We start from the raw sequence: 22,637 nt of genomic DNA, 5'->3' as shown, positions 1-22,637 counted from the left end.
TATCTGTTATACAGTTGCATGCATTCCCTTATACAAAACTGCTATTGCCGCTACTATAAGAATCATACCCATAAAAGCAGGTGCGGCATGACCAAGTGATACATAGATTTGTCCTCCAATAATCGGACCAATCATTCTTGCTAAAGCTTGAATAGATTGGCTTCCACCTTGAATCCTTCCTTGTTCATTAGAACTGACAGACTTTGAAAGCATCCCGTTGAATGAAGGCCCGAAAATTGAATCCCCAAAACCAAACATTAGCATTCCAACGATAAGTAGTGGAGAGAGTGAAAATACAGCTGATGCTGCAATAAAACTGTATCCTATAATCTCCGAAACCATCCCAAGAATTGCTATTTGTTTATCACTAAGCTTGATTAAAAGCTTTGGCATTATAAAACTTTGTGAAACAATGTCTTGAAAGCCCAAAATTGAAAACATAAGTCCGATTAATGCAGGTTTCCAACTGAAAGTATCCATTGTAAATTGTGTGAAAATCGCTTGTAAAGATCCGTTAGGTATCCATAGTAAAAACGCTGAGACAAGTAACCATTTTAAGTTTTTCATGGAAAGTATGTTTGTTAACTGCGCAAAAGGATTTAACCTTACAAAAGTAATCTCTTTTAACCTATTATTTTTGTCAAGGCTTTCAGGCATATATTTCATACCATATAAAACATTTAATAAAGTTATGAGCGCTCCAAAGTATAAAGGTACAGAATGACCAAACTTTGCAAGTAAGCCCCCAAGAGTTGGTCCAATAATAGTTCCCGCACCTACAACTGCACTCACCCATCCAAAGTATTTCGTTCTCTGTTCTGGAGGGATGATGTCTGCAAAATATGCGAAAATGGTACTTATGCTTCCGCCTGTTATTCCTTCTATTATGCGTCCAGCAAATAGTACCCATAAAGCTCCTCCTATTCCAAAAACTAAGTACCCAATTGCAGAACCAAATAAGCATATTAAAAGTAATGGACGACGGCCATACTTATCGCTTAAAACCCCGAGTGCTGGAGCAGCTAAAAACACGCAGGCCGCATATACGGAAGTTAGTAGTGTAACAACCAATGCTTGTTCTTCCGGATTACTTGTATATGGCTGTACTAAGAATGGGACTACAGGCATGATGATACTGAAACCTATACCACAAAGAAATACAGAAATAAGTCCGAATAGTAACGCATGTTTATCTATGCTTTTTTCAGTTTCCCTTTCATTTTTTGATCTAAATATAGACATTTAACTTCTCCCCTCAAAAAAATGTTGCTTTGTCAACAAAATAATAACTCTGTTTTGTTGATTAGTCAACAAAGATAAAATAATAAAAAAGCAGCCTATTCTCATATTAGAGTAAGGCTGCCATTTCATTATTAAAATGTATTACGATTTAATATGTATACCTTGTTTCTTTATTTCTGCATCCAAATGTCTACTATACTTTTCCACAAAGCTAATTATACTGTCGAATTCTTCTTCAGTTACTTGCTCAAATACAGCTTTATCCCGCTCTTGAAACTCTTTGTGCAGATTTTCATGGATTTTATAAATTTCTTTCCCTTGTTCGGTAAGCTTAAAATAAATTTCTTTCTTATTTTCTGACTTTTGATAACTTTCAACAAGGCCTTTTTGTATGAGCTTCTTAGTCATTCTACTTATAGCACCGCGAGTCACATAAAAAGCCTCTGCGAGTTGCGTCACGTTAGAATCTGCATTGTTTTCAATATATTCAATGCAGTGGACTTCAGAAGACTTAAAACCTTTAAGACCTTCTTCCATCTTATCTTTATTAAGCCAAACCAGCTTATTATATAATTCCCTGAAACCGTTCATGACCTGTTCTTCTTTATTCATGATCTGCCCTCCTCACCGCTCATTAGCACATTAAAACTATTATATTAAATTTCTGCTTACGTTTCGACAATATTGAAATAATTATTGTAACATTAAAGATATGTGTAAAAATAGGCGCTTAAATAAAATAATTTTTAAACAGCAAATTTTGCAAGCTTATTGCTACTTACAGTAAACAGTAGACAAAAAGTAAGAGCTAAGACTATTTCTCTTAGCTCTTCTTTCATAAAACTATTTCACTTCATTAGCGACAAAAAAGTGCTCACATACACTTGATATGCGCTGTAAGTCTACGTTCCCACCAGATATAACCGCTACTACTTTTTTTCCTTTTATATAGCTATCAACTTTTCCTGCAAGAAGTGCAGCAGTTGCTAATGCACCTGCACCTTCTACAACAGCTTTCCCACGTTGTAATAAATCTTTCATCGCTACTTCCAGCTCTTTTTCTGATACAGTTACAATATCATCTACTAATTCTTTTACAATTTCAAATGTTAATTCTCCTGGTATTTTAACTGCGCAACCATCTGCAATAGTAGGCGCCTCATAATGTTCTACGATTGCGCCTTTATCGTAAGATGCCTTCATTCCATGAACATTATCTGCTTGGACACCAATTATATTAATGAATGGATTAAAAGATTTCAATGCTACAGAAATACCAGAAATAATTCCGCCTCCACCTATTGGTACAATGACAGTATCTACATCCCACATATCATCAAGAATGTCTAATCCAATTGTACCTTGACCAGCCATTACCTCTACATCATCATATGGATGTAAGTATGTTTCACCTGTTTCCTTTATAATTTCTTCACATTTTGCCTTTGCATCATCAAAGGTTTCACCATGTAAAATCACTTCAGATCCATATCCTTTTGTTGCTTCAACTTTCGCCTGCGGTGCAGAAATTGGCATAACAATTTTACTCTTAATACCGAGTAAATGAGCAGATAATGCAACTCCTTGTGCATGATTACCTGCTGAACATGCAATTACACCTCTTTCTTTTTCTTGATCCGTGAGCCGCGACATTTTATTAAATGCGCCACGGAATTTAAACGAACCCGTTAATTGCATATTTTCTAATTTCAAATGAATTTCTCCGCCCGTTTTACTAGTCAAGTAAAAAGATTTTACTAATGGCGTTTTACGAGCATTTCTATCTAGAATTTTGTGAGCTTTTTTAATATCGTCTATATGTAATCGTAGTTTTCTAGTTATCATACTGACACCTCTTCCACTGTTCTATTTCTAAGTTTTCGTAAGTCGTAGCTCCTTTATACGAAAAGAAAAAGTCTTTATATATGTACCCCACTCTGAAATAAACACATTTGCAAACAATTTAACATTCTCTTCATATCACGTTCTTTATAATGATTTAAACATGCAATTTGAATCCAATTATTCTTTTGTAAATAAGATGACTCATAATGAACGATGTATCCTTGTAATGCTAATGCATCGCCTACTACTTTAGAAGAATGATCTTCGCTCAATACAATAGTAAGTATAATTGGCCCGGCATGTTCTTTAGGTGAAACAAGCTTTAAACCCATATCAGTAATAACTTCTTCAACATAATCGAATGTCTCTTTAATTTTTACAAATGCCTTTTCATCTTCAAATCTCTTCAACGCTTCTTGCAATGCATAAATTAAATTCCATGATTGTGAGTATGGAATGCTTTCATTTTCTTCATACATACCAATGTCCATATAGGCCGGCACAGCCTCGTTTATTTTTACAATGTGGTTATGAAAAACGAAAGAAATTCCTGTATATGATTTAATCGCTTTACCGCTAACACCACTTGCAAAATACACATCCTTCAAGTCTAATGGTATTGCTCCAATTGAGCTTATGCAATCTACACATAGTTTTATTTGATTCTCGTTACAAAGAGTATTTAGCTCGTTTAAATCGTTTAACATTCCAGTAGATGTTTCATGATGAACAAACCAAATCCATTCATAATTTCCAGTTGTCATGATTTCTTCTAATTCGGTATAAATAAATGGATCTCCCATTTCCTTTTTATACGTATCAAAATGTAACCGTGCTCGTTTTGCATGTCCAACTAATCTATTACCAAATTCCCCATTTGTTAATACTAGTCCTTTCCCTTTTAAAGAGCGTAACTGTAAAGCAATCGCATCATTTGCTAACGTCCCTGTTCCTAACATAAGCTGTACATGTTTTGCTTTTGTCATGTAAAGTAACCGTTTTTTCACATTGCCCATCATCACTTGAAATGACTTAGAGCGATGCGAAATAGGCCGCGTAGAAAATACCTTTCGAACGTTCTCTTCAATATCTACTGGACCAGGTAAAAACGTATATTCTTTCGTCATAATCCCCCCAACACTCGACTCTTCAAACATAGCAGGGGTAACATACATTGGCTGGAAGGCTGCTTCTTCTGTACCAACTAACGTATGGAAAGATTTGAATCCCATTTGCTCATATAAAGCTAGTTCACGTGTTGTTGCAGAAATGAGTGCTAATTCATATCCATTTAGAAGCAAATAACGATGTAGAAAACGAATTAATCCTAACAACGCTCTTCCATTTCTATATTCACGTTCTACTGAAAGTAAACGAATTTCATACATTTTTTCTCCATGCTCTTGCAAATAAACATCTAAATTTGAGATTTTATAATCTAACGAGAATGGTCGTTTTCCCCGCACTGCGACCATACCTACTAATCTATCCTCATCTAAACAAATTAAATATGTATTTTCTTTATGAAACCGATCTATACGAAACCGGTCTTTCGTTTCTTCATGTTGTGGTATCTCTTCCACAAAAGTTTTATAATTTAATTTATGTATACTTTCAAATTCCCAATCTTGATCAGCAACTTTATAAATTAACCCCATGCCTTATCTCCTTTATCTATTTAATAAAAAATGATAAGTGGAGATTATCCCCACTTATTAAACATTCATTTTATTCTCGATTCACATATAGAATAAGTACAATAATCATTCCACTTAATATAGTGGTAACAATAGAATAAGAATAAAGAATCATACAAATTGGTAAACAAGCAATTGTAATTAGTCCTGGCTTCGTAAACCCTTTAAATATTAAATAAAATACAATAAAAATGCCTAAGAGGGTAAGCGCTATCAAATAATCAAATGCGATTAGTCCTCCTATAAATGTTGAAATACCTTTACCGCCCTTGCCTTTAAATAAAACTGGATAAATATGTCCAATAATAACGGCCAATAATGTTAACATTACGAATGTAGGATCTTCAAAAAGATATTTTGCAACAGTAACAACGATTGCCCCTTTAATCGCATCACCTAAAAATGTAGCGATGAAATACCCTTTTCCATATACGCGCCCCATATTTCTTGCGCCAGGATTTCCGCTTCCTTCATCCCTAATATCAACGTTATGTCTCAATTTTGTTACTATATAAGCGGTCAATATGTTTCCAATTAAATAAGAAGCCACCAAATATAAAAACTGCATACTATTAATCATGTAATCATTCACTTTCTACATGGGATTACATATACAATATTCAATTACTACGTATATTGTACGTTTTTAACATACATCCCTTTATACATTTTAACATCATATTTTTACAAATCATACAAAAATTCTCATACACTATTTTTAAAAATATATATCCCTCATTAAATAATATGTTCCTTTCACTGCCATTTCTGCTTGTGATACGAATGTAATTTCTTTCATACTATCTTCACAGCATTTCTTAAATACAGCAAATATTTCAGGAACTAAACGTAATATACTGCCACTTACTGCAATTGGCGTTGAGTGCTTAAAGTTCAACTTGTTATAAACACTTACTGTAATCCTTGCCAATTCCTTTCCAGCTTGCATCATAATTTCATGCGCATCATCATTGCCATTTCTCGCTTCCTGAATAACTAATGGCGCGATTGCTGCAATTTTATCTTTAGAAGAAGTATATACTAAGCTTTTTATATGAGACGGTGTCAAAAGTTGAAACTGCCTTTGAATGTTCAAACTCAATGGACAAAGACTGATTCCTTGATCGAACTGAATTGCCATTTTCTTTAAAGCTTGTAATGCAATCCAATATCCGCTCCCCTCATCTCCTAAAATATGTCCCCATCCACCGCTATACTGATATACTTCCCCTTTCTTTCCTATACAAATTGCACCTGTACCACCTATAGTTAATATTCCCTCCTTACCTTTTAAAGCAGCTGCATGTGCGATCATTGCATCATTAAAAATTTCAATTTTTGTTCCGTATTTCTTTTTTAAACGTAATGTTAATTCATTTGTATTCGCTCCGCTTATACCAGCTAACCCTAAACAAATACAAACGCAATGCTCATTTATTAAACTCTTCTGGCATTGATTAATTGCTTCCATAATATGCAAAAGTGCCTGATCAAAATCTATTAATACATTTCCAAATCTGCTCGTACCTCTTACAACTTCATTTCCATCTTGATCAAATGCAATTGCCTCGGTCTTCGTTCCCCCGCCATCTACTCCAATCATATACTTCATATGTTCGCCTCATTTTCATCTGCGTATGGAGGGAATGTTATATTCCCTAAAATTACGGAATTCTTAGCACCTGTTGCGCTCGGCACATTACTCGGATTACGATGATACGTTTCGTTTGCTAAAATAGCAAATGCAATTGCTTCTTTCGCTGCTGAAGAATGACCAATATCTTCTTGTATACATATGCTACATTTCTCTTCTCTTAATCCATTCCGTAACATTTCAACAAGTGTATTATTATAACTTCCACCACCACCTAAAATCACCTCATCAATTTCATAATACGGCAAAATAAACGCCTTATAATGATGAACAATTGAACATGCTGTAAACATCGTGACAGTTGCCAATATATTTTCTTTACTATGCTTTTTAAATCGATTCAATAATTCAGTCACAAACGCTTCTCCAAACTGTTCTCTACCTGTTGATTTTGGTGGTTTCATGTTCAAAAATGGATGGTTCATGCAGTATGTTAAAATTTCATCTACAACTACCCCCTCCTTTGCAATCCAACCATTTTGATCATATGGTACATGAAATAATCTTTGACATACTTCATCGATTACCATGTTGCCTGGTCCAGTATCGAAAGCAATAACACTCTCTTTACTTCGTTTACTTGGAACAACTGTAACATTACCAATCCCGCCAATATTTTGTAGTAGTCTATTTTTAGTTTGATGCCGATATAAAATAACCTCTGAATATGGTACAAGTGGTGCACCTTGTCCCCCTGCCGCCATGTCCATCGTTCGGAAATTCGAGATAACCGTCGTGTTTGTTTCATATGCTATTACTGCTGGTTCCCCAATTTGCAATGTTGAAGAAATAATATTCTCTTCTTGCTTTGACTGATGATAAATCGTTTGTCCGTGAGAGCCTATTAAATCTAATTGTCTCAAAGGAAAATTGGCCTCTTTACAAACTTCCTTTACAGCATTGGCGAAGCATAAACCAAGTTTAAAATTCAAGCTACATATAAGTTGGACATTCGAAGTTTCAATTGATAACGCTTGTTGGATCTCATTTTTCATATCATTACAAAATGGAACAGTAGTAAAATGGATGAGTTCGATTTTAGAATCTACACCACTTCCTTCTATATGAACGAGCGCTACATCTATTCCATCTAATGAAGTACCAGACATTACCCCTGCAATATACATAACGTGCATGACCTCCTATTTACTAAAAAACAATCATGTAAGTAACCAACGTACAACCAATCGAAAACAATATAAATCTAAAAAACAACTGAGCTTTCGATGCAAACGATCCATCAATGAAAGAAACAACTACCGTAAGCAAAACGCTTGCCGCAATACTTGTAACGAGCCAGATACTATGCATTTGTGATAAATTTAGCATGCCTAATAAAGGGACAAAAAGTAAATTTGCACAAATCACTCCAAATAATAATAAAAACACACCTTTATAACTAAATTTTATATTCATTCAATTTCCCCCTTTCTAATTTTAATGTGAAAGAAGTGATAGACAAAAAGTCTATCACTCAAAATAACAGCATGCAGATTAAGGATTAACCGACTCTCCGTCACCATTCTTTTCAATTTCAAGCATATTTTTGTCGTACATTTTAAAGAATGGTAAATAAATAAGGAACGATATTGCTATATTTATAAAAACTAATACAATCGCACGCCAATCTCCACCTGTTGCTAAATATGCACCGATTGGAGCAGGTAATGTCCATGGCGGCATAATATGCGTTGGTGTTACAAATCCCATTGCGGTTGCAGCATACGCTATAGTAGCTGTTACTAACGGTGTAATGACGAAAGGAATAATTAAAATTGGATTTAATACGATCGGCAAACCGAATATAACCGGTTCATTTATATTAAAAATCCCAGGGACAATACATGTTCTCGATAATGCTTTCGAATATTTTGATCGACCAAATACAATCATAGCTAACACAAGCCCTAACGTTGCACCCGAACCACCAATCCAAATAAACCATTGATAAAACGGTTCTGGTGCAATAAACGGAAAATGACTCGCTCCACTTGCTACAGCTTCACCGTTCTTTCCTAAATACACATCCCAAAGTGGCCTTGCCACAGTACCTACAACTGATACTCCGTGTATCCCGAAAGACCAGAAAAACGTAATTAAAAATACAGGTATAATAACGCCAAAGTAACTATCACCAGCTTTTACTAACGGTGCGGCTAGTTTATCTACAACGTAATGTAAATCAACTTTAAAAACGACTGTAATAAGACTCATAATAATAATAACGAATGCTGCAGGTATAAGTGCTTCAAATGAACGTGATACTGACGGTGGTACTTGTTCTGGCATTTTTATCGTTACGTTATTCTTCTTACAAAATCTTAAAATCTCAACTGATAAAATAGAGACGATCATCGTCACAAATAATCCATGACCTCCAAGATTTGTCATCGGAAGCATGAATCCTTTTTTATCAATTAACTCAGGCGTTAATGTTAAAAGTAGTGAACATACCGCAAGCTGTGCTCCTGATAAAGCATCTAATTTATAACTTTTCGCTAAATTATATCCTATTCCAAATGCTATATATAAGGACATAATAAACATAGTTAAACGATATGGTATCAATATACTTGTTTGATTCTTTAATGCCCAAACCGATATGAAACTATCTTTCGGCAGTGGTGGAAATGCTACTATTAAAAAAAAGCTTCCTACTATAATAAATGGTAACGCCGAAATAACTCCATCACGGATTGCTTGTAGATGCCTCTGCTCAGAAAGCCTTGCCATCGGGCCAGATAAGTTTTTATCAAGAAACGTGACAAACTTATTCATAACGCTTCCCCCTAACTAATTAATTCATTTACAGTTTTTAATAAAGTCGGGCCTCCAAGTGGCGTGTACGCTTGCGGTGGAATGATGCCACACGGAATAGATTCCTCCTCTGCAAATTTTTTTACAGAGTCAAATCGGTGTCTTATTTGAGGTGCCACCATTACGACATCCCAGTCATTCTTTACTTCTTCCTCTACCTCATTCGTTCCAATTGCATGCACTTCCATGTTCACACCATTTTTCTCCGCTTCTTTTTTTAAAGCGTTTACAACAATTGCACTGGACATTCCTCCAGAACAGACGAACAAAACTTTCATTTATTAATCCTCCTATACTTATAATTTATTACCCTTCAAATGAAAGGAAGTTTCACTTTACTAACAAGCATATGAAGTAGTAAATGAATTTAGTTATAATGAAAGTAAATTTCATTAAAAATATTTTTCCTATTAAATTAATGTTTCAATATGCAATTTTCTCTATTGCAAAGTCAACCTCGCCTCCTATATTATTTTAAATAATCATATGATAGGGAGGCGTATAAATGATCGTTAAACGTTTATTAATGATATGTTGTATCGTCATCTTGTTCATCCCTTTCTCTTTCATTCCCCCTCACTCTACTTATGCTGAAGTAAATACTGCATACAAAAAACATGAATTACGTGCTGTATGGATTGCATCTGTTCTGAATATTGATTGGCCCTCAAAAACTGGCTTACCCATTGAAAAACAGAAACAAGAATTTATAAGATTATTAGACGATGTAAAAAGCACTGGTATGAATGCAGTTGTTGTACAAATTAAACCAACCGCTGATGCTTTCTATCCTTCAAATTACGGTCCTTGGTCTGAATACATTACAGGAACACAAGGAAAAGATCCTGGTTATGACCCGCTTGCATTTATGATTGAAGAAACTCATAAAAGAAATATAGAATTCCACGCTTGGATTAACCCATACCGAATAACGATGAATCACACCGATATAAATCGATTATCGAATAATCACCCTGCAAGGCAACATCCCAATTGGGTTGTCTCTTATGGCGGAAAGTTATATTACAATCCCGGTATTCCAGAAGTGAAAAAATTTATAACAGAAGGTGCTTTAGAAATCGTGCAAAATTACGATATTGATGCGCTGCATATGGATGATTATTTTTATCCATATAAAGTAGCCGGTGAAGAATTTCCAGATCAGAAAACGTACGAAACATATAATAACGGTAGATTTACAAATATAGAAGATTGGCGACGTAACAATGTAAATGAACTTGTAAAAGATTTAAATACTGCTATAAAACAAGAAAAATCATATGTAAAGTTTGGCATTAGTCCGTTCGGCGTATGGAGAAATATAGCTGACGATCCGACTGGCTCTAACACAACCGCAGGCCAAAGAAACTATGATGACCTTTATGCTGACACACGTGAGTGGATACAAAAAGGATATATTGACTACATTACACCGCAAATATATTGGAATATAGGTTTCACCCCAGCTGCATATGACATATTAGTAGATTGGTGGGTTAAAGAAACAAATAACAAACCGATTCACCTATACATCGGTCAAGCGGCCTATAAAATTAATAATAACTCCGTCCCTGCTTGGTCTGATCCAGAAGAATATCCAAGACAAATTGCATTAAACCGGCTATATCCTGAAATAAAAGGTAGTATGCATTTTAGCTTAAAAGATATTAATAACAATCCACTTGGAGTTAAAGATAGACTCTCAAAAGACATATATAAATATCCTGCATTAATCCCGCCTATGCCTTGGCTTGATCATGATCCACCAAAACAACCGACTTTAAAAGGCGCCATTCCAAGAGATGAAGGTATTGCAATCGGTATCATTGACAATAGAGATAATGATTCTGCTTATTACGCTATTTACCGCGCGAATGGGAAAAATGAAGTGGATATACAAAATCCGAAAAATTTACTTACTACTGTAAGAAAAACAAAACTTGGAGAAATTTATGTAGATAAAACAGTTATTTCTGGAGAAACGTATACGTATGTCGTAACTGCAGTTGATCGATTGCATAATGAAAGTGTGGCTTCTAGTAAATCTACTATTCAAGCAAAATAAAAGTAAAAGCCCCCATTTTTTTGAATGCGGGCTCTTACTTTTATTTTCGTAGTTCACTATATTGAATATGAATTCTATTCTCAGGGTTTTTATCTACTGTGTAAAGTACAAATAAGAAGAACCATTCTAGTGGCTTCATTAAAATATAAACAAAATCAGCCGACCATTTCGTATTAATATGTTTACTAATCGGATAACCGTATTTATCATAAAAATTACGAATAACTTTATGACATTTTGGTACCCGCTCCTCAATTACATTTTCAAAAGCGTTCGCAATTAATAACTGTCGATTAACTGTAATTCTTTCCCCATGCCTAATTCCTGCTCGTAATGGCTTAACGATGTTTTTATGGCCTTTCACAGAAACTGTACATAAATAATGCCCATCGCCGGAGACAATTTGAGGACTTGGGGCAGGAATCTTAGAATAATTAAAACTACTTGTTTCCATAAACACTCTTATAAAACTATCTGGTTTTTGGCCAAACAGTATTAAAATAAATTGAACAATTAACAAGACAGGAAATAAACTTATCATCCAGACTGTAGCCATTTTTTGATATCCAAAAGAAATACGATACAGCAATAATATAATTCTGTTGCTCTGCGTATAATCTTTCTCATTCTGAGATTGTATGAAATAACCTAATGTATTTCTTAATTTAGCTAAGAATAATAGACTAAAGGCAAGCATTCCAACTTGAATACAAAAGACTGGAATGTATCTCAATCCTCCTAATTCCGTATAAAAGGCAAAGCCTGTATGGGTAATATAGATGAATGTATATACAATGTTTACTATCATTAAAGTACTATAAAAAATATAAAATATTGGTGAAAGTTTTATTAATCCTGTTGTTAATCTCCAATACGAAACTCCACCTAAAATAACTAAGAGAACTACTATCGCAATGTAGTCATGGGCTAAAGAAGCATATTGATCAGACATCATTCCGTTCTTTTCAAATTTATGTAATGGTATTCCTGCTCTTACATCATTTGCATTCCACATAATACCTAAACCAAAGATAAAATAACTCAAACCCATTGATAATATTTCCTGCGGCTCGAACTTTAGTATACTTGAGGAATTCTCCTTCTTCGATTGGAAACTATCCCAAGCTTTACTAATAGGGTAGCCAAGAAATAAAAATAGAATTACAAATAGTATGACTAACTCAAATAGCACAATATCATACCCCTTTTATAATAATTGTTTACACAAAGTATAAAAAAACACTCTATATTTTACCATTTATTAACGTTTGTATATACAATTTCACAAAAGATTACACTCCCTCAATTCAAAAAAAACGCCTAAAAGCTGAAACATTCAACTTTTTAGGCGATCTCTTCTATTTATTCTTAAACTTCTCAGTCGCTGCTCTCATCTTCACATTTAAATCGTGATCAATTGAGTCGCGAATATCTCGCTCTACTACTTCCATTTCTTTTTGGAAATTTTCTAAGTAGATTTTCAGTTCTTCTTCCTTCTCTGGTCTTTGTGAAGGCGGTAATTGTACTACCAACGATAACATAGCCGTTAAATCTTTCAATAAGAACGTTTCAAGTTTATGTTGTTGTTCAAACATGCGTTGCTCTTGATAGTACGGAAGTGCATTCAATACTGAAATTGTAATATCATCAACCGTTCTTTGTAATGAAGGATTTATTGAGCGTTTATACGCTTGAATTGTATTTAATGCGTCTGGATAACGGTCATAAAAATACAATTTGTAAAATGATAAGTCTGTCGGTTTTACAGTTTGCTGTGTTTCTTGTCTTAAGAAATCTTTCACTTTCATCGCAGCTACATCAATATCTTCATTCGTAAGCTTTTTCGTAGTTTTTGCCATTACATGCACTTTTTTCTGCTTTTCTTTCGGTAACATCGAGAAGACTTGTTCTCTCGTACGTTGACCTGATGCACAAAATAGAGTATTTAATGTATTTTGTTCTTTCTTTCCTTCAGTGCGAATCCAACGATAAAACAGTGGATGTTGTGTAAATTCTTGTAGAAACGGTATTGATTTGTTTGATAACTTGTCTAAAGAATCTTGCGCTCTTTTATATGGCTTCGTCCATGAAAAATACAGCTTCCGTCCGAAATATACCACTAAAACAACGACAGTAAATGCTATTAAAAGCAATGTACCGAGTAGTAATAATACTGTTTGAATGAAACTCATTTGTTCACCTCCTCTAATAATCCGTTATTTCCTTGGACGCTGAATGAGTTTCTGCTTCATCTCATCATTAAATGTGTCTAGTTCAATAACGAACTTCTTACTTGACTCGATAATACGTTCTGACGATTTTTCAGATGCTTCAATTGCAGCGAACACATTTTGGAATGATTCACGTAATTTATCCATGCTAATAGCAGGGTTTTCAAGCAATTTTGTCGTTTCTTCTGTATTTTGTTTTAACGCTTGAGAATTACTTAATACCATCGATTCAATTGCTTCATTTGTCGCATTCACTGCATCGATTGTTTTCCGTTGATTTGTTAACGCTAACTGAATAGCAGCTGAAACCGTTACAACGTTTTGCGTCATCGTAATTGCATTACGAATTGCCTCTGTTAACTTTTCATTATTTTTCTTAATAATGTCTACAGATGCGATAGATTGTAATAAAACACTTTTCGCTTGCTGCATATTACGTGTACGTACAAGTATCTTTTCTAACGCATCGTTAATTAATGGAATATCTCTTTGACGTTCTGGATTTTGTTTCTCAGCTTCCAGCATGCCAGCAAGTTTTCTCCCTAAGTATACTTGCTTATCAAGAGCGTGAATTTTATCATGCGATTGCTCTTTAAGCATTTCAAGACCAACTGTATCTTCTTGTAAGTTGTCACGACCAATTAGAAGGGATCTTATAATCTCCTCAATTTGCTTATCTATAGATTGATATTTATGCACGTATGTTTCAAGTGGGTTTTTCTTGAATACTTTAAACATAATTTTCTTCATACCACTTGCTTTTAATGAATTCGGATCAAGTTCTGATACCACTTTTCGTAATTCTAACAATGTATTTGGAATTTCTTCGTTTTTTCCATTCATCATCGCTGTTACAGGACGTTTTAATGCTGACAACGTTTGTCCTGCTGCTTGTTGCTCTTTATCCCCTAAATCTCCTAGCTGAGACAATACTTTTGATAAATCTGTATTTTGCTCGCTATTTAACTTTTGTACATAAAGATCAGCTTCTTTATTTAGTTCCTCTAATTCTTCATCTTTTATAACTGTATCAACTACTACTTCTACATTATTATCTTTCACAATGGATACAGGTTCTTTTTTCTCGAGTTCAGTCAACAAAATCGCTCCTTTATTTATATGTGCGAATTTATATGCACTATATTTCATCAATTATATCGTATTTCATATACATTCTGACTGCTTGAAATCGATTTTTTTAGAAATGCCTGTTTATGCAGTCATTCCCTGTTTCTTACTATAAGTATACCTGTAATCAACATAATTTTCCTCAGACTTAAGACCTAGAGAACGACATGCTGAAGGCGGATTCTTCGTATGTTACTATAAATTATGTTCTTCCTATCCTACTGTACTCAATCTTTTGACATACACCCTTTTTCAATGTGATAATTATATTACGCTATACCCTATTTCTTCTTATGCGCTACAAATGCTCCATTTTGAAATGCCAATAAAACCGTTTCAAACATTTCATCTTCTTCTATCATTTTTATAAACTCATCTAATTCACTCGCATGAGAGGTTGCGTTATCAACAACAAGAAAACCCTTTGGTTGTAAAATGCGTTTTATATGCTCAAGCCACCACATGTATTGCGTACGCTCTGAATCTAGGAAAATAAAATCAAATGAATGATCTAATTGCGCATCTAAAAATGCCCCTGCTTCTTGATTATGAACATCAATCCTTTGTAAAAGGTTTGCCTTTTCAAAATTGACAAGTGCCTCTCCAACTCGTTCTGAAGAAAGCTCTACAGTTGTTACATTTCCATTTGTTTCTTCTACCGCATTAGCTAACCACAATGTAGAATAGCCATTAGAAGTTCCGATTTCTAAAATGTTTTTTGCGCTACACCCTTTTACTAAAATTGATAAAAATTGCCCCATCTCACGAGTAATATTCCGTAATTTTTCTTCCCGTGTTTTTTTATTTCGATCATGCTCTTCTCCATATTGTTCAAGTTGAAATAATAATGAATCTAACGTATCCATTTTTTTCATCGCCTTTCCAAAGCAATATGATGAAAAAGCTCTTGCTGCCCGTCTACTTTTTATTATATGCGAAACAAAAACCTTTTTCCTGTTATATGACAAAGATTTATAATTTTTTATAGCATATTGTTTCGTTTTTTGGTAAAGTTAATTTCTACGTGCAATTATTCCATTCATATTATTTCATATTAAAATTGCAGTTATTAAATTATATAAACCCCATTTAAATGAATCGGTATTTCAAATTCAATTAAGCGCCCTTTTCGGACGCATTTTCTTTGTTTATATATTTCCAGAAGAAAGGATGCTTACAAATGAACGTGATTAGCTTAGATGCTGCTCGAAAACGAAAGCAGCATAAAAAATTAATGATTACTATACCGATTATTACACGTATTTATGAAGAAGACGGGGAAATTAAATTTGAGGTAGCTGGCGAAAAAGATGTACCTCTTGAAATGTTAGAAAAATAATAAAAAAACGCATTTCTGAAGAAATGCGCTTTTTTATATTTTTACATTTAAATGCATAAGTTTTTCAGGGTTAACCATCATATAAATATTTGAAATTTTCTCATCCTCAAATGCAAACGAAAGAACATAAGTTACTTTATTATTTATTGTAACTATAACTCCTGGTATACCATTGACCATTTTGAAATCAACAGTGTACTCTTCTGTCAATCGTTGTGCAATCCCAAAGAACAAACGTATAATTCGATCCGCAGAATAAATCGGGTTAATAGCAGTCGTAACTTTACCACCACCATCAGCTTTGAGTATAGCATCTGTTTTTAATACTTCTAACATACCTTCCGCATCCCCACACTGTAATGATGATACAAACTTTTCAACATAAGAAGCCATTTTCTCCGTGCTTAATTTTGATTGCTTCGGTTTCTCCAACATGCTTTTTCGAGCACGTTGAAAGATTTTCCTGCAGTTCACACTACTCTTATCAACAATTGAAGCTATTTCTTCGTATTCATAACTGAAAACCTCTCTTAATATGAAAACAATCCTTTCTACCTCAGATAATTGTTGTAAAAGTAATAAATATGCGGTGGAAAGGGATTCTTTCATTATAAATGACTTTGATGGCTCATCACTCTCTTCTACAATTGGCTCTGGCAACCACATCCCTACATACACGTTACGTTTATGCGCTGCCGATCGTAATTTATCAATTGAACGATTTGTCGCCATCTTACATAAATATGCTTTCATATTTTCTATAGATTGAGGATCTTCTATATTATTTAGCGAGATAAATACATCCTGAACGATATCCTCAGCATCCATAACACTCCCAAGGATTCTGTATGCTAACGAAAATAATAATGGTTGATACGCTTCATATAACTGCTCCGTTTCCATGATGAACTGCCTCACTTTCATATTGCTTTAAAATGTGTAACGCTGCACGTTTCCCGCTTGCTACCGCAGCATCAGCTAATACTTCATCATGCCCTGCCCAATCTCCTGCAACATAAACACCTGGCATTTCAGGTATATTAGGGCCCGGTTTTTCAACACGGTCAATATGAGGAAAATCATGTACTACTGTTATTTTCGGTAAATATTGCTGTGCAACAACTTCTCTTTTCCAATTTGGATGTAACAACTCCATCGTACTTTCCAACTGTTCTTTATCATCACGAATATGATTCATCTCGAGTACAGGATTATAGTACTTAATTAGACTCACTACAATTGATCCATCTTCACTTAATTTAGCCGCTCTCGATTGATTTGTGAAAAATATAGGTTGATCTAATCCTAATACAAATTGATGTGTAGGATTGGGTAATTGTCTCAAGCCAATATCTAATGCAGCAACAGTAACCGGTACCGATTGTTCACTCCATCTATGCAAACTTGTTCCTTCTGCACCTTTTATTATTTTACAAGCTTCTTTCGGCGGAGTCGTCACGATGACTGTGCCTACTTCAAAAACCTCATCATCAACACAATGTATTCTTTGTTTACCTTCGGAATGCTCAATTTCCACAACATGCTTTTTAGCCAAAAACTGCACCCCGATATCATTCGCTATAGCTCTTAATTTTGTTATTATCGTCTCCCAACCACCATCTACATAAAGCACTCCCTCTTTTATAGAAAGCTGTATTTGCTTTAGTACAGATGATGCTAATTGTATTGTAGGAGCAAACGTATATGTTGTTGTTCGGCATAGCGCATAAAATATATTGCGAACCATTGGATCTTTTATTTCATTTTCTGCCCATGTAGTTAGACTCATTTTCGGAACTTCTCCTACATCTAAATTTCCTAAACGAATCATAAGACGTGAGAATTGTACTTTTGCAGACCAAGAAAGTAGTGGTGTTGATAAAATTGAGTAAAAATCTGTTGGGATAGTGAATATATCCCCTTTCCATATTCCATGTGCTTTTGTAGATGGTATTCCACCTGGAAGAGTCATACCGAGCTCATTAAAAGTTATAAACGCTGCCCCGCCTCTATATAAAGCATGTGCACCAAGATTCATGCAGATTCCATTTTTATTTGTAGTCATCCCTCGGCCACCGAATTGACTGGACTTTTCTAATACAATCACTTTCCTTCCAGCTTTCGCTAAATATATAGATGCTGTTAATCCAGCAAGCCCACCGCCAACAATTGCTATATCAAATGTATTCATAATAAAATCCCTCCTTAATCGTTCTACATACAAGACGAACGATTAAGGAGGGATGTGACATAAAAATAAATTTTTATTATCCTACTTTATTTCATTACTTTTTAATTCGATCATATTGCATACGAAATAACTCAATTGCAAATGGAATATCCTCTTCACTCTTTAAATAATAACTGATCCATCCTGATTCAGGTAATACGTGATGTGGTTTTACCAAGCCTTGCTTCACTAATTCATCTCGCTTTAACTTCGGAAATGGTAAATCAGCTAATTTATCACCATGAAGATGGCCAAGTTCTTTCTTGCCATAATTTATTTCAATACCACCAAATCGATGCGGTTTTTCAGAAACACCCGCCCAGCTGAGTACTTCATTTCTAATCATTTCACTAAATGACATGAACATTCACTCCTTATAAATGATTGATGTAATTTTAAATTAACATTTTCATTACTTTTTTCCATCAATCCAAAGTATGAATGGGAATACGAATATAGTTTGGTATTAACACCTTATTCTTTATAGAATAAGTGAATTTATTAAGCTACCGACAACAGCACAAAACAAAGACTAGACACATATCCTAATTTTGTAACCTAACTTACCTATAGAAAGGCGGGTAATACAATTGACTGCCAACATCGACTATACCTCCCCCTCAACCAATTTTACTTATGATATAAATAAAAGTAATTTTTTTCTGAAAGATGCCCAAAATTATATAAATGTACTTGGTATTAAACAATTAAATACTTTAGAAAATACTTCTTTATTAGATATTTATTTAAGTACAGGAAATGTTGTAGAACCACATATTCATCAAAATGCAGCTGAACTTGTTTATTGTATTTCAGGGTCTGCTGTTGTTTCTTTACTTAATCCATTTACGAATCAAATATTAAACTTACCGATAAAACCCGGGCAAGTTGCCAACATTCCACAAGCGTGGTGGCATTATGAAATTGCTACAGCAGATAATACTCATTTATTAGCTATTTTCAATGCTCCAACTCCAGAAGTTATTTTCGGTTCTGACATTTTAAGGTTAACTCCAGCTCATATGATGGCCCATACTTACTGTCTCAATGAACAACAATGGAATCAAGCGGTTTCCCCTATTCAATCAACTACTGTAATTGGTCCTCCTTCAAACTGCAATCAAAACCGTGAAATGAAAAATTACCCAACCCAGCCCCTCGCTCAACAACATAATCCGTATCACCAAGATTCTTATTACTTTCCTCTTTACTGGGGCTATTAATTTGTAAATTTTCAAAAGAATCATCATTTATCTCCTAGGAAAATACCAAGGAGATTTTTTTGTTGTATCTTCTCTTCCTATTAAAAATAGTAACAATTGATAGTGTACATACATATAATATTTATATATTAAATTGGAGGTGATAGTACTATGAGTAATTATAACTATCGAAAAAACTACTCTTATAATAAAAATAGTAGCTCTTCAGCATCCTCTCAATCTTCCAATTCCCAATCGCAAAGAGACTTAGCCGAGCAAGGCTATGTAAAGAAAAAAGGATGTAACTGTAATAAAAATAAATAGTTTATTTTATGGATGAATTCTTTTAAAAGAATTCATCTTTTTTTGCTGATTGGAAATTTTTAAAGTTACATAACTTATTCCTTAAATGAGATAGGGTAAATTATACTTTTTTATACGAACTTAACAAAGAGTAATTGTTCAATTGATTTATTACTTATTTTCCCCAAAAAATATAGTCCTTCCTAGATTTATTAGGAAGGACTATATGCAAACCCCTGTTTAATTTCCTACTAAACATTGTAACAAATTAAACGATATTAAGACCTGCACTTACAAATCCGGCAACAGCAGCTATTGGACTTGCTGCTGTTAATGAAACATATACTAATATTTTATCCCCAGCAACTACTGGAACATTATATGCTTGGATTCCTGTTGCTGTAGTACCAATTGCTATTGCTGGTAATGCTGGTGTTAATAATAGAGGTGGCGCTACTGGTGTAAACGTATTACTTGCAGCAGGTGCGATAAATATTTGCATCTGAATTTGAACAGGTGCTAATGGAGCTAACGCCGCTGTTGCACTAAAGAATCCTGCTAATGACGTGATAATTCCATCACGTGGTGCTACAAATGCATAATCACCTACAACACCTGGTAGTATTGTGAGAGTTCCTCCCACACCTGGAGCTATGCCAGGCTGACTAAATCCAAATCCAAGAAGAGTTCCTGTATTAGCTACTAACGCATTAACTAATGCTGCTGGTGTTGTACCTGAAGCAAACGGAATAATAGCTCCGCCACCAGTTGCACCAGTTGCTCCTGTTAAGCCTGTTGCACCAGTTAAACCTGTTGCCCCCGTTGGACCTGTTGGGCCTGTTGCTCCTGCTAAACCTGTTGCTCCTGTTAAACCTGTTGCTCCTGTGTCTCCTGTTGGACCTGTTACTCCTGTTACTCCTGTTAAGCCTGTTGCTCCTGTTGGACCTGTTACTCCTGCTAAACCTGTGTCTCCTGTTGGACCTGTTGGACCCGCAAGACCTGTATCCCCTGTTGGGCCTGTTGCTCCCGTCGGGCCTGTTGCTCCGCCTCCTGGACCTGTTGGACCTGTTGGACCTGTTGGACCTGTTGCTCCGCCTCCTGGACCTGTTGGACCTGTTGGACCTGTTGGGCCGCCTCCTGGAGTAGCACCAATTAATTGAGTCAATAAGTTTAATAAAAGTTGTAAACTTGCAGGGTCAATAATTAAAGAGAAGAAGAATGGTGCAAGAGCACTGTAGAATTGTTGTAATAAAGAAAGTAATTGACCTAGATCTGGGTTAGGAGATTGTAGTAAATTAATAATACTTTGAATTAATTGTTTTAAGAAATTCCCTTCTGGAGAAGGTGCTAATTCATTTAGTAAGTTCAATAGTTGAGTAAACAAATTGAGTAAAGCCAATCTGTTTGCGTCACTTGGATTTGCAAAAAACGCTGCAATAGCCGCAATTAAAGAATTTAGTAAAGTAATTAATCTTCCTAATTGTTCGCTAGTAATTGGAACTGTTTGTGGATTATTACAACAATCTGGAGTGAAAACAATCGGATTATTGCAGTTGTTATGACCAAAACAATTATTGTTTGTCATTTATGTCCTCCTTACTTGTTTTATATTTGAGTTTTTCCTATTATAAGGATCATAATGTTGTAAAAAAATATGTTATATATTGACTTAAAATAGGAAACATGAAATATAATTAAACTTAAAAACGTTATTTAATTATGTTCATGACTCACATATTAATTATATGTTTTTAATAATTGACTGCTTAGATTAAATACCTAAACTTACGGGTTTATTTTATTTTTCCACGTTTATCTCTTAGGTTTAAATACACATATTAATTTGAATATACTCAACAATTAACAGTGCCATTTTTTTATATAAATATACATTATTTCTTTACTAAGATTGTGTTCTCTTTTTAAACATGAAGCCGTTTGTATTATAGAGACTCTCATACGTTATGTCAGAAAATTCTTTCTATAATTCACTCCAATAAACTATGAAAAGAAATAAAACCCTCTACCATTCAACTATTTAAGATATCAAAGATTGAATGTTTCATCACTTAAATTTAACTACTTTAATGTAGAACAAAAAAGACAGATTCCTTTTCATTAAGGATCTGTCCTTTTAATTAATAATGATAAATTGTAATATAATTGAAGATCCTTGCGCTGGAGGTTGAGTATCCAATAAAGTTAATTTACCAGTACTCACCTCATATAATGGCTGTGGTTGCATTATTCCATTAATAAATAAATTAATATATGAAACTTCACTAGGCGATAATATATTCGTTGTACCATATTGAGGTATCCCATCGGCATCTGTATATATAAGTTTCTCTCCATCTGCAAAAGTATAATATAACAAATTGGTTGTTGTTATGGGGCCAATCACCCCGGTTGGGCCGGTTGCTCCTGTCGGTCCCGTTATTCCGGTTGCTCCCGTTATTCCGGTTAGCCCGGTTACTCCGGTTAGCCCGGTTACTCCGGTTGCTCCGGTTGCTCCCGTTATTCCAGTCGGGCCTGTTGCTCCGGTTGCTCCCGTTATTCCGGTTGCTCCTGTTATTCCGGGCGGTCCCGTTATTCCGGTTGCTCCTGTTATTCCGGGCGGTCCCGTTATTCCAGTCGGGCCTGTTACTCCGGTTGCTCCCGTTATTCCGGTTGCTCCTGTTATTCCGGGCAGTCCCGTTATTCCAGTCGGGCCTGTTGCTCCGGTTGCTCCCGTTATTCCGGTTGCTCCTGTTATTCCGGGCGGTCCCGTTATTCCAGTCGGGCCTGTTACTCCGGTTGCTCCCGTTATTCCGGTTGCTCCTGTTATTCCGGGCAGTCCCGTTATTCCAGTCGGGCCTGTTGCTCCGGTTGCTCCCGTTATTCC

22 protein-coding genes are annotated in these 22,637 nt (G+C 34.9%); 3 read left to right on the top strand and 19 right to left on the bottom strand.

Annotated features, from left to right (window positions below; genetic code table 11):
* Positions 1-6: 6 nt before the first annotated feature.
* The 10 genes from ACTFRY_RS16005 to ACTFRY_RS15960 all read right to left on the bottom strand — a co-directional run bounded on the left by ACTFRY_RS16005 (position 7) and on the right by ACTFRY_RS15960 (position 9,533).
* The gene (locus ACTFRY_RS16005) at positions 7-1,242 is read right to left on the bottom strand and encodes an MFS transporter (protein WP_098616536.1); all 1,236 of its coding nucleotides are present in this window, start codon (positions 1,240-1,242) and stop codon (positions 7-9) included.
* A gap of 141 nt (positions 1,243-1,383) precedes the next feature.
* Positions 1,384-1,854, bottom strand: coding sequence for a MarR family transcriptional regulator (locus tag ACTFRY_RS16000; RefSeq protein ID WP_001030901.1), 471 nt, complete (start codon positions 1,852-1,854; stop codon positions 1,384-1,386).
* A 231-nt stretch (positions 1,855-2,085) separates the two neighbouring features.
* A complete protein-coding gene (gene tdcB / locus ACTFRY_RS15995; RefSeq protein WP_098616535.1) occupies positions 2,086-3,087 on the bottom strand; it encodes a bifunctional threonine ammonia-lyase/L-serine ammonia-lyase TdcB in 1,002 nt (333 codons plus the stop codon).
* Positions 3,088-3,161: 74 nt separating this feature from the next.
* Entirely contained in the window at positions 3,162-4,745 is a 1,584-nt protein-coding gene (locus ACTFRY_RS15990) for an aminotransferase class V-fold PLP-dependent enzyme (protein WP_098616534.1), read from the bottom strand.
* Between the two features lie 70 nt (positions 4,746-4,815).
* On the bottom strand, positions 4,816-5,364 hold the full coding sequence (gene plsY, locus ACTFRY_RS15985) for a glycerol-3-phosphate 1-O-acyltransferase PlsY (protein ID WP_000610876.1): 549 nt from the start codon (positions 5,362-5,364) through the stop codon (positions 4,816-4,818).
* Between the two features lie 138 nt (positions 5,365-5,502).
* Positions 5,503-6,396, bottom strand: coding sequence for a BadF/BadG/BcrA/BcrD ATPase family protein (locus ACTFRY_RS15980; protein ID WP_000876614.1), 894 nt, complete (start codon positions 6,394-6,396; stop codon positions 5,503-5,505).
* Positions 6,393-7,565 (bottom strand): anhydro-N-acetylmuramic acid kinase AnmK, encoded by a 1,173-nt coding sequence (anmK, locus tag ACTFRY_RS15975; RefSeq protein WP_000274973.1) that lies wholly within the window; start codon positions 7,563-7,565, stop codon positions 6,393-6,395. The genes ACTFRY_RS15980 and anmK overlap by 4 nt, the downstream gene beginning before the upstream one ends.
* 22 nt (positions 7,566-7,587) lie before the next feature.
* Positions 7,588-7,854 (bottom strand): hypothetical protein, encoded by a 267-nt coding sequence (locus ACTFRY_RS15970; protein WP_001021966.1) that lies wholly within the window; start codon positions 7,852-7,854, stop codon positions 7,588-7,590.
* 78 nt (positions 7,855-7,932) lie between these two features.
* Entirely contained in the window at positions 7,933-9,216 is a 1,284-nt protein-coding gene (locus ACTFRY_RS15965) for a PTS sugar transporter subunit IIC (protein ID WP_001032289.1), read from the bottom strand.
* Between the two features lie 11 nt (positions 9,217-9,227).
* Positions 9,228-9,533, bottom strand: a complete 306-nt coding sequence (locus ACTFRY_RS15960; RefSeq protein WP_000865905.1) for a PTS sugar transporter subunit IIB — start codon at positions 9,531-9,533, stop codon at positions 9,228-9,230.
* Between the two features lie 227 nt (positions 9,534-9,760).
* On the opposite strand from ACTFRY_RS15960, the gene ACTFRY_RS15955 reads away from it, so the two are divergent.
* A complete protein-coding gene (locus tag ACTFRY_RS15955) occupies positions 9,761-11,320 on the top strand; it encodes a glycoside hydrolase family 10 protein (RefSeq protein WP_000636011.1) in 1,560 nt (519 codons plus the stop codon).
* Between the two features lie 40 nt (positions 11,321-11,360).
* On the opposite strand, the gene ACTFRY_RS15950 is transcribed toward ACTFRY_RS15955, so the two are convergent.
* The 4 genes from ACTFRY_RS15950 to ACTFRY_RS15935 form a co-directional block, all read right to left on the bottom strand.
* The gene (locus ACTFRY_RS15950) at positions 11,361-12,512 is read right to left on the bottom strand and encodes a DUF6688 domain-containing protein (protein ID WP_016117914.1); all 1,152 of its coding nucleotides are present in this window, start codon (positions 12,510-12,512) and stop codon (positions 11,361-11,363) included.
* A 166-nt stretch (positions 12,513-12,678) separates the two neighbouring features.
* The gene (locus ACTFRY_RS15945) at positions 12,679-13,512 is read right to left on the bottom strand and encodes a DUF3974 domain-containing protein (protein ID WP_000008376.1); all 834 of its coding nucleotides are present in this window, start codon (positions 13,510-13,512) and stop codon (positions 12,679-12,681) included.
* A gap of 24 nt (positions 13,513-13,536) precedes the next feature.
* Positions 13,537-14,649, bottom strand: coding sequence for a toxic anion resistance protein (locus ACTFRY_RS15940; RefSeq protein ID WP_000137408.1), 1,113 nt, complete (start codon positions 14,647-14,649; stop codon positions 13,537-13,539).
* A 311-nt stretch (positions 14,650-14,960) separates the two neighbouring features.
* Positions 14,961-15,554, bottom strand: a complete 594-nt coding sequence (locus ACTFRY_RS15935; protein ID WP_001999789.1) for an O-methyltransferase — start codon at positions 15,552-15,554, stop codon at positions 14,961-14,963.
* Between the two features lie 305 nt (positions 15,555-15,859).
* Between ACTFRY_RS15935 and ACTFRY_RS15930 the strand changes: the two genes are divergently transcribed.
* Positions 15,860-16,018: a hypothetical protein gene (locus ACTFRY_RS15930; protein WP_001100984.1), complete on the top strand. Its 159-nt coding sequence runs from the start codon at positions 15,860-15,862 to the stop codon at positions 16,016-16,018.
* A gap of 33 nt (positions 16,019-16,051) precedes the next feature.
* Here ACTFRY_RS15930 and ACTFRY_RS15925 read toward each other — a convergent pair whose 3' ends face one another.
* The 3 genes from ACTFRY_RS15925 to ACTFRY_RS15915 form a co-directional block, all read right to left on the bottom strand.
* Positions 16,052-16,921 (bottom strand): sigma-70 family RNA polymerase sigma factor, encoded by an 870-nt coding sequence (locus tag ACTFRY_RS15925; RefSeq protein ID WP_000447142.1) that lies wholly within the window; start codon positions 16,919-16,921, stop codon positions 16,052-16,054.
* Positions 16,899-18,209: a phytoene desaturase family protein gene (locus ACTFRY_RS15920; RefSeq protein ID WP_098616533.1), complete on the bottom strand. Its 1,311-nt coding sequence runs from the start codon at positions 18,207-18,209 to the stop codon at positions 16,899-16,901. The genes ACTFRY_RS15925 and ACTFRY_RS15920 overlap by 23 nt, the downstream gene beginning before the upstream one ends.
* A gap of 94 nt (positions 18,210-18,303) precedes the next feature.
* A complete protein-coding gene (locus ACTFRY_RS15915) occupies positions 18,304-18,609 on the bottom strand; it encodes a luciferase domain-containing protein (protein ID WP_000010319.1) in 306 nt (101 codons plus the stop codon).
* Positions 18,610-18,838: 229 nt separating this feature from the next.
* Between ACTFRY_RS15915 and ACTFRY_RS15910 the strand changes: the two genes are divergently transcribed.
* Positions 18,839-19,471: a cupin domain-containing protein gene (locus ACTFRY_RS15910; RefSeq protein ID WP_044797229.1), complete on the top strand. Its 633-nt coding sequence runs from the start codon at positions 18,839-18,841 to the stop codon at positions 19,469-19,471.
* 550 nt (positions 19,472-20,021) lie between these two features.
* Here ACTFRY_RS15910 and ACTFRY_RS15905 read toward each other — a convergent pair.
* Entirely contained in the window at positions 20,022-21,338 is a 1,317-nt protein-coding gene (locus ACTFRY_RS15905) for an exosporium glycoprotein BclB-related protein (RefSeq protein WP_098616532.1), read from the bottom strand.
* Between the two features lie 549 nt (positions 21,339-21,887).
* Positions 21,888-22,637 (bottom strand): DUF4183 domain-containing protein (locus ACTFRY_RS15900; protein ID WP_440032360.1); only part of this gene is annotated, 750 nt, incomplete at its 5' end.

Source organism: Bacillus cereus group sp. MYBK195-1 (assembly GCF_051916605.1).
In the GTDB taxonomy this organism is placed as follows: Bacteria; Bacillota; Bacilli; order Bacillales; family Bacillaceae_G; genus Bacillus_A; species Bacillus_A cereus.
This window is presented reverse-complemented; position numbering and strand designations above follow the sequence as displayed.

Excerpts from the sequence above, each read along its gene's own strand:
- ACTFRY_RS15980 (WP_000876614.1), bottom strand. The coding sequence starts at position 6,396 with ATGAAGTATATGATTGGAGTAGATGGCGGGGGAACGAAGACCGAGGCA.
- ACTFRY_RS15920 (WP_098616533.1), bottom strand. The coding sequence starts at position 18,209 with ATGAATACATTTGATATAGCAATTGTTGGCGGTGGGCTTGCTGGATTA.
- ACTFRY_RS15965 (WP_001032289.1), bottom strand. The coding sequence starts at position 9,216 with ATGAATAAGTTTGTCACGTTTCTTGATAAAAACTTATCTGGCCCGATG.
- ACTFRY_RS15970 (WP_001021966.1), bottom strand. The coding sequence starts at position 7,854 with ATGAATATAAAATTTAGTTATAAAGGTGTGTTTTTATTATTATTTGGA.
- ACTFRY_RS15925 (WP_000447142.1), bottom strand. The coding sequence starts at position 16,921 with ATGGAAACGGAGCAGTTATATGAAGCGTATCAACCATTATTATTTTCG.
- ACTFRY_RS15905 (WP_098616532.1), bottom strand. The coding sequence starts at position 21,338 with ATGACAAACAATAATTGTTTTGGTCATAACAACTGCAATAATCCGATT.
- ACTFRY_RS15915 (WP_000010319.1), bottom strand. The coding sequence starts at position 18,609 with ATGTCATTTAGTGAAATGATTAGAAATGAAGTACTCAGCTGGGCGGGT.
- ACTFRY_RS15945 (WP_000008376.1), bottom strand. The coding sequence starts at position 13,512 with ATGAGTTTCATTCAAACAGTATTATTACTACTCGGTACATTGCTTTTA.
- ACTFRY_RS15955 (WP_000636011.1), top strand. The coding sequence starts at position 9,761 with ATGATCGTTAAACGTTTATTAATGATATGTTGTATCGTCATCTTGTTC.
- ACTFRY_RS15930 (WP_001100984.1), top strand. The coding sequence starts at position 15,860 with ATGAACGTGATTAGCTTAGATGCTGCTCGAAAACGAAAGCAGCATAAA.
- ACTFRY_RS15960 (WP_000865905.1), bottom strand. The coding sequence starts at position 9,533 with ATGAAAGTTTTGTTCGTCTGTTCTGGAGGAATGTCCAGTGCAATTGTT.
- ACTFRY_RS16005 (WP_098616536.1), bottom strand. The coding sequence starts at position 1,242 with ATGTCTATATTTAGATCAAAAAATGAAAGGGAAACTGAAAAAAGCATA.
- tdcB (WP_098616535.1), bottom strand. The coding sequence starts at position 3,087 with ATGATAACTAGAAAACTACGATTACATATAGACGATATTAAAAAAGCT.
- plsY (WP_000610876.1), bottom strand. The coding sequence starts at position 5,364 with ATGATTAATAGTATGCAGTTTTTATATTTGGTGGCTTCTTATTTAATT.
- ACTFRY_RS15935 (WP_001999789.1), bottom strand. The coding sequence starts at position 15,554 with ATGAAAAAAATGGATACGTTAGATTCATTATTATTTCAACTTGAACAA.
- ACTFRY_RS15990 (WP_098616534.1), bottom strand. The coding sequence starts at position 4,745 with ATGGGGTTAATTTATAAAGTTGCTGATCAAGATTGGGAATTTGAAAGT.
- ACTFRY_RS16000 (WP_001030901.1), bottom strand. The coding sequence starts at position 1,854 with ATGAATAAAGAAGAACAGGTCATGAACGGTTTCAGGGAATTATATAAT.
- anmK (WP_000274973.1), bottom strand. The coding sequence starts at position 7,565 with ATGTATATTGCAGGGGTAATGTCTGGTACTTCATTAGATGGAATAGAT.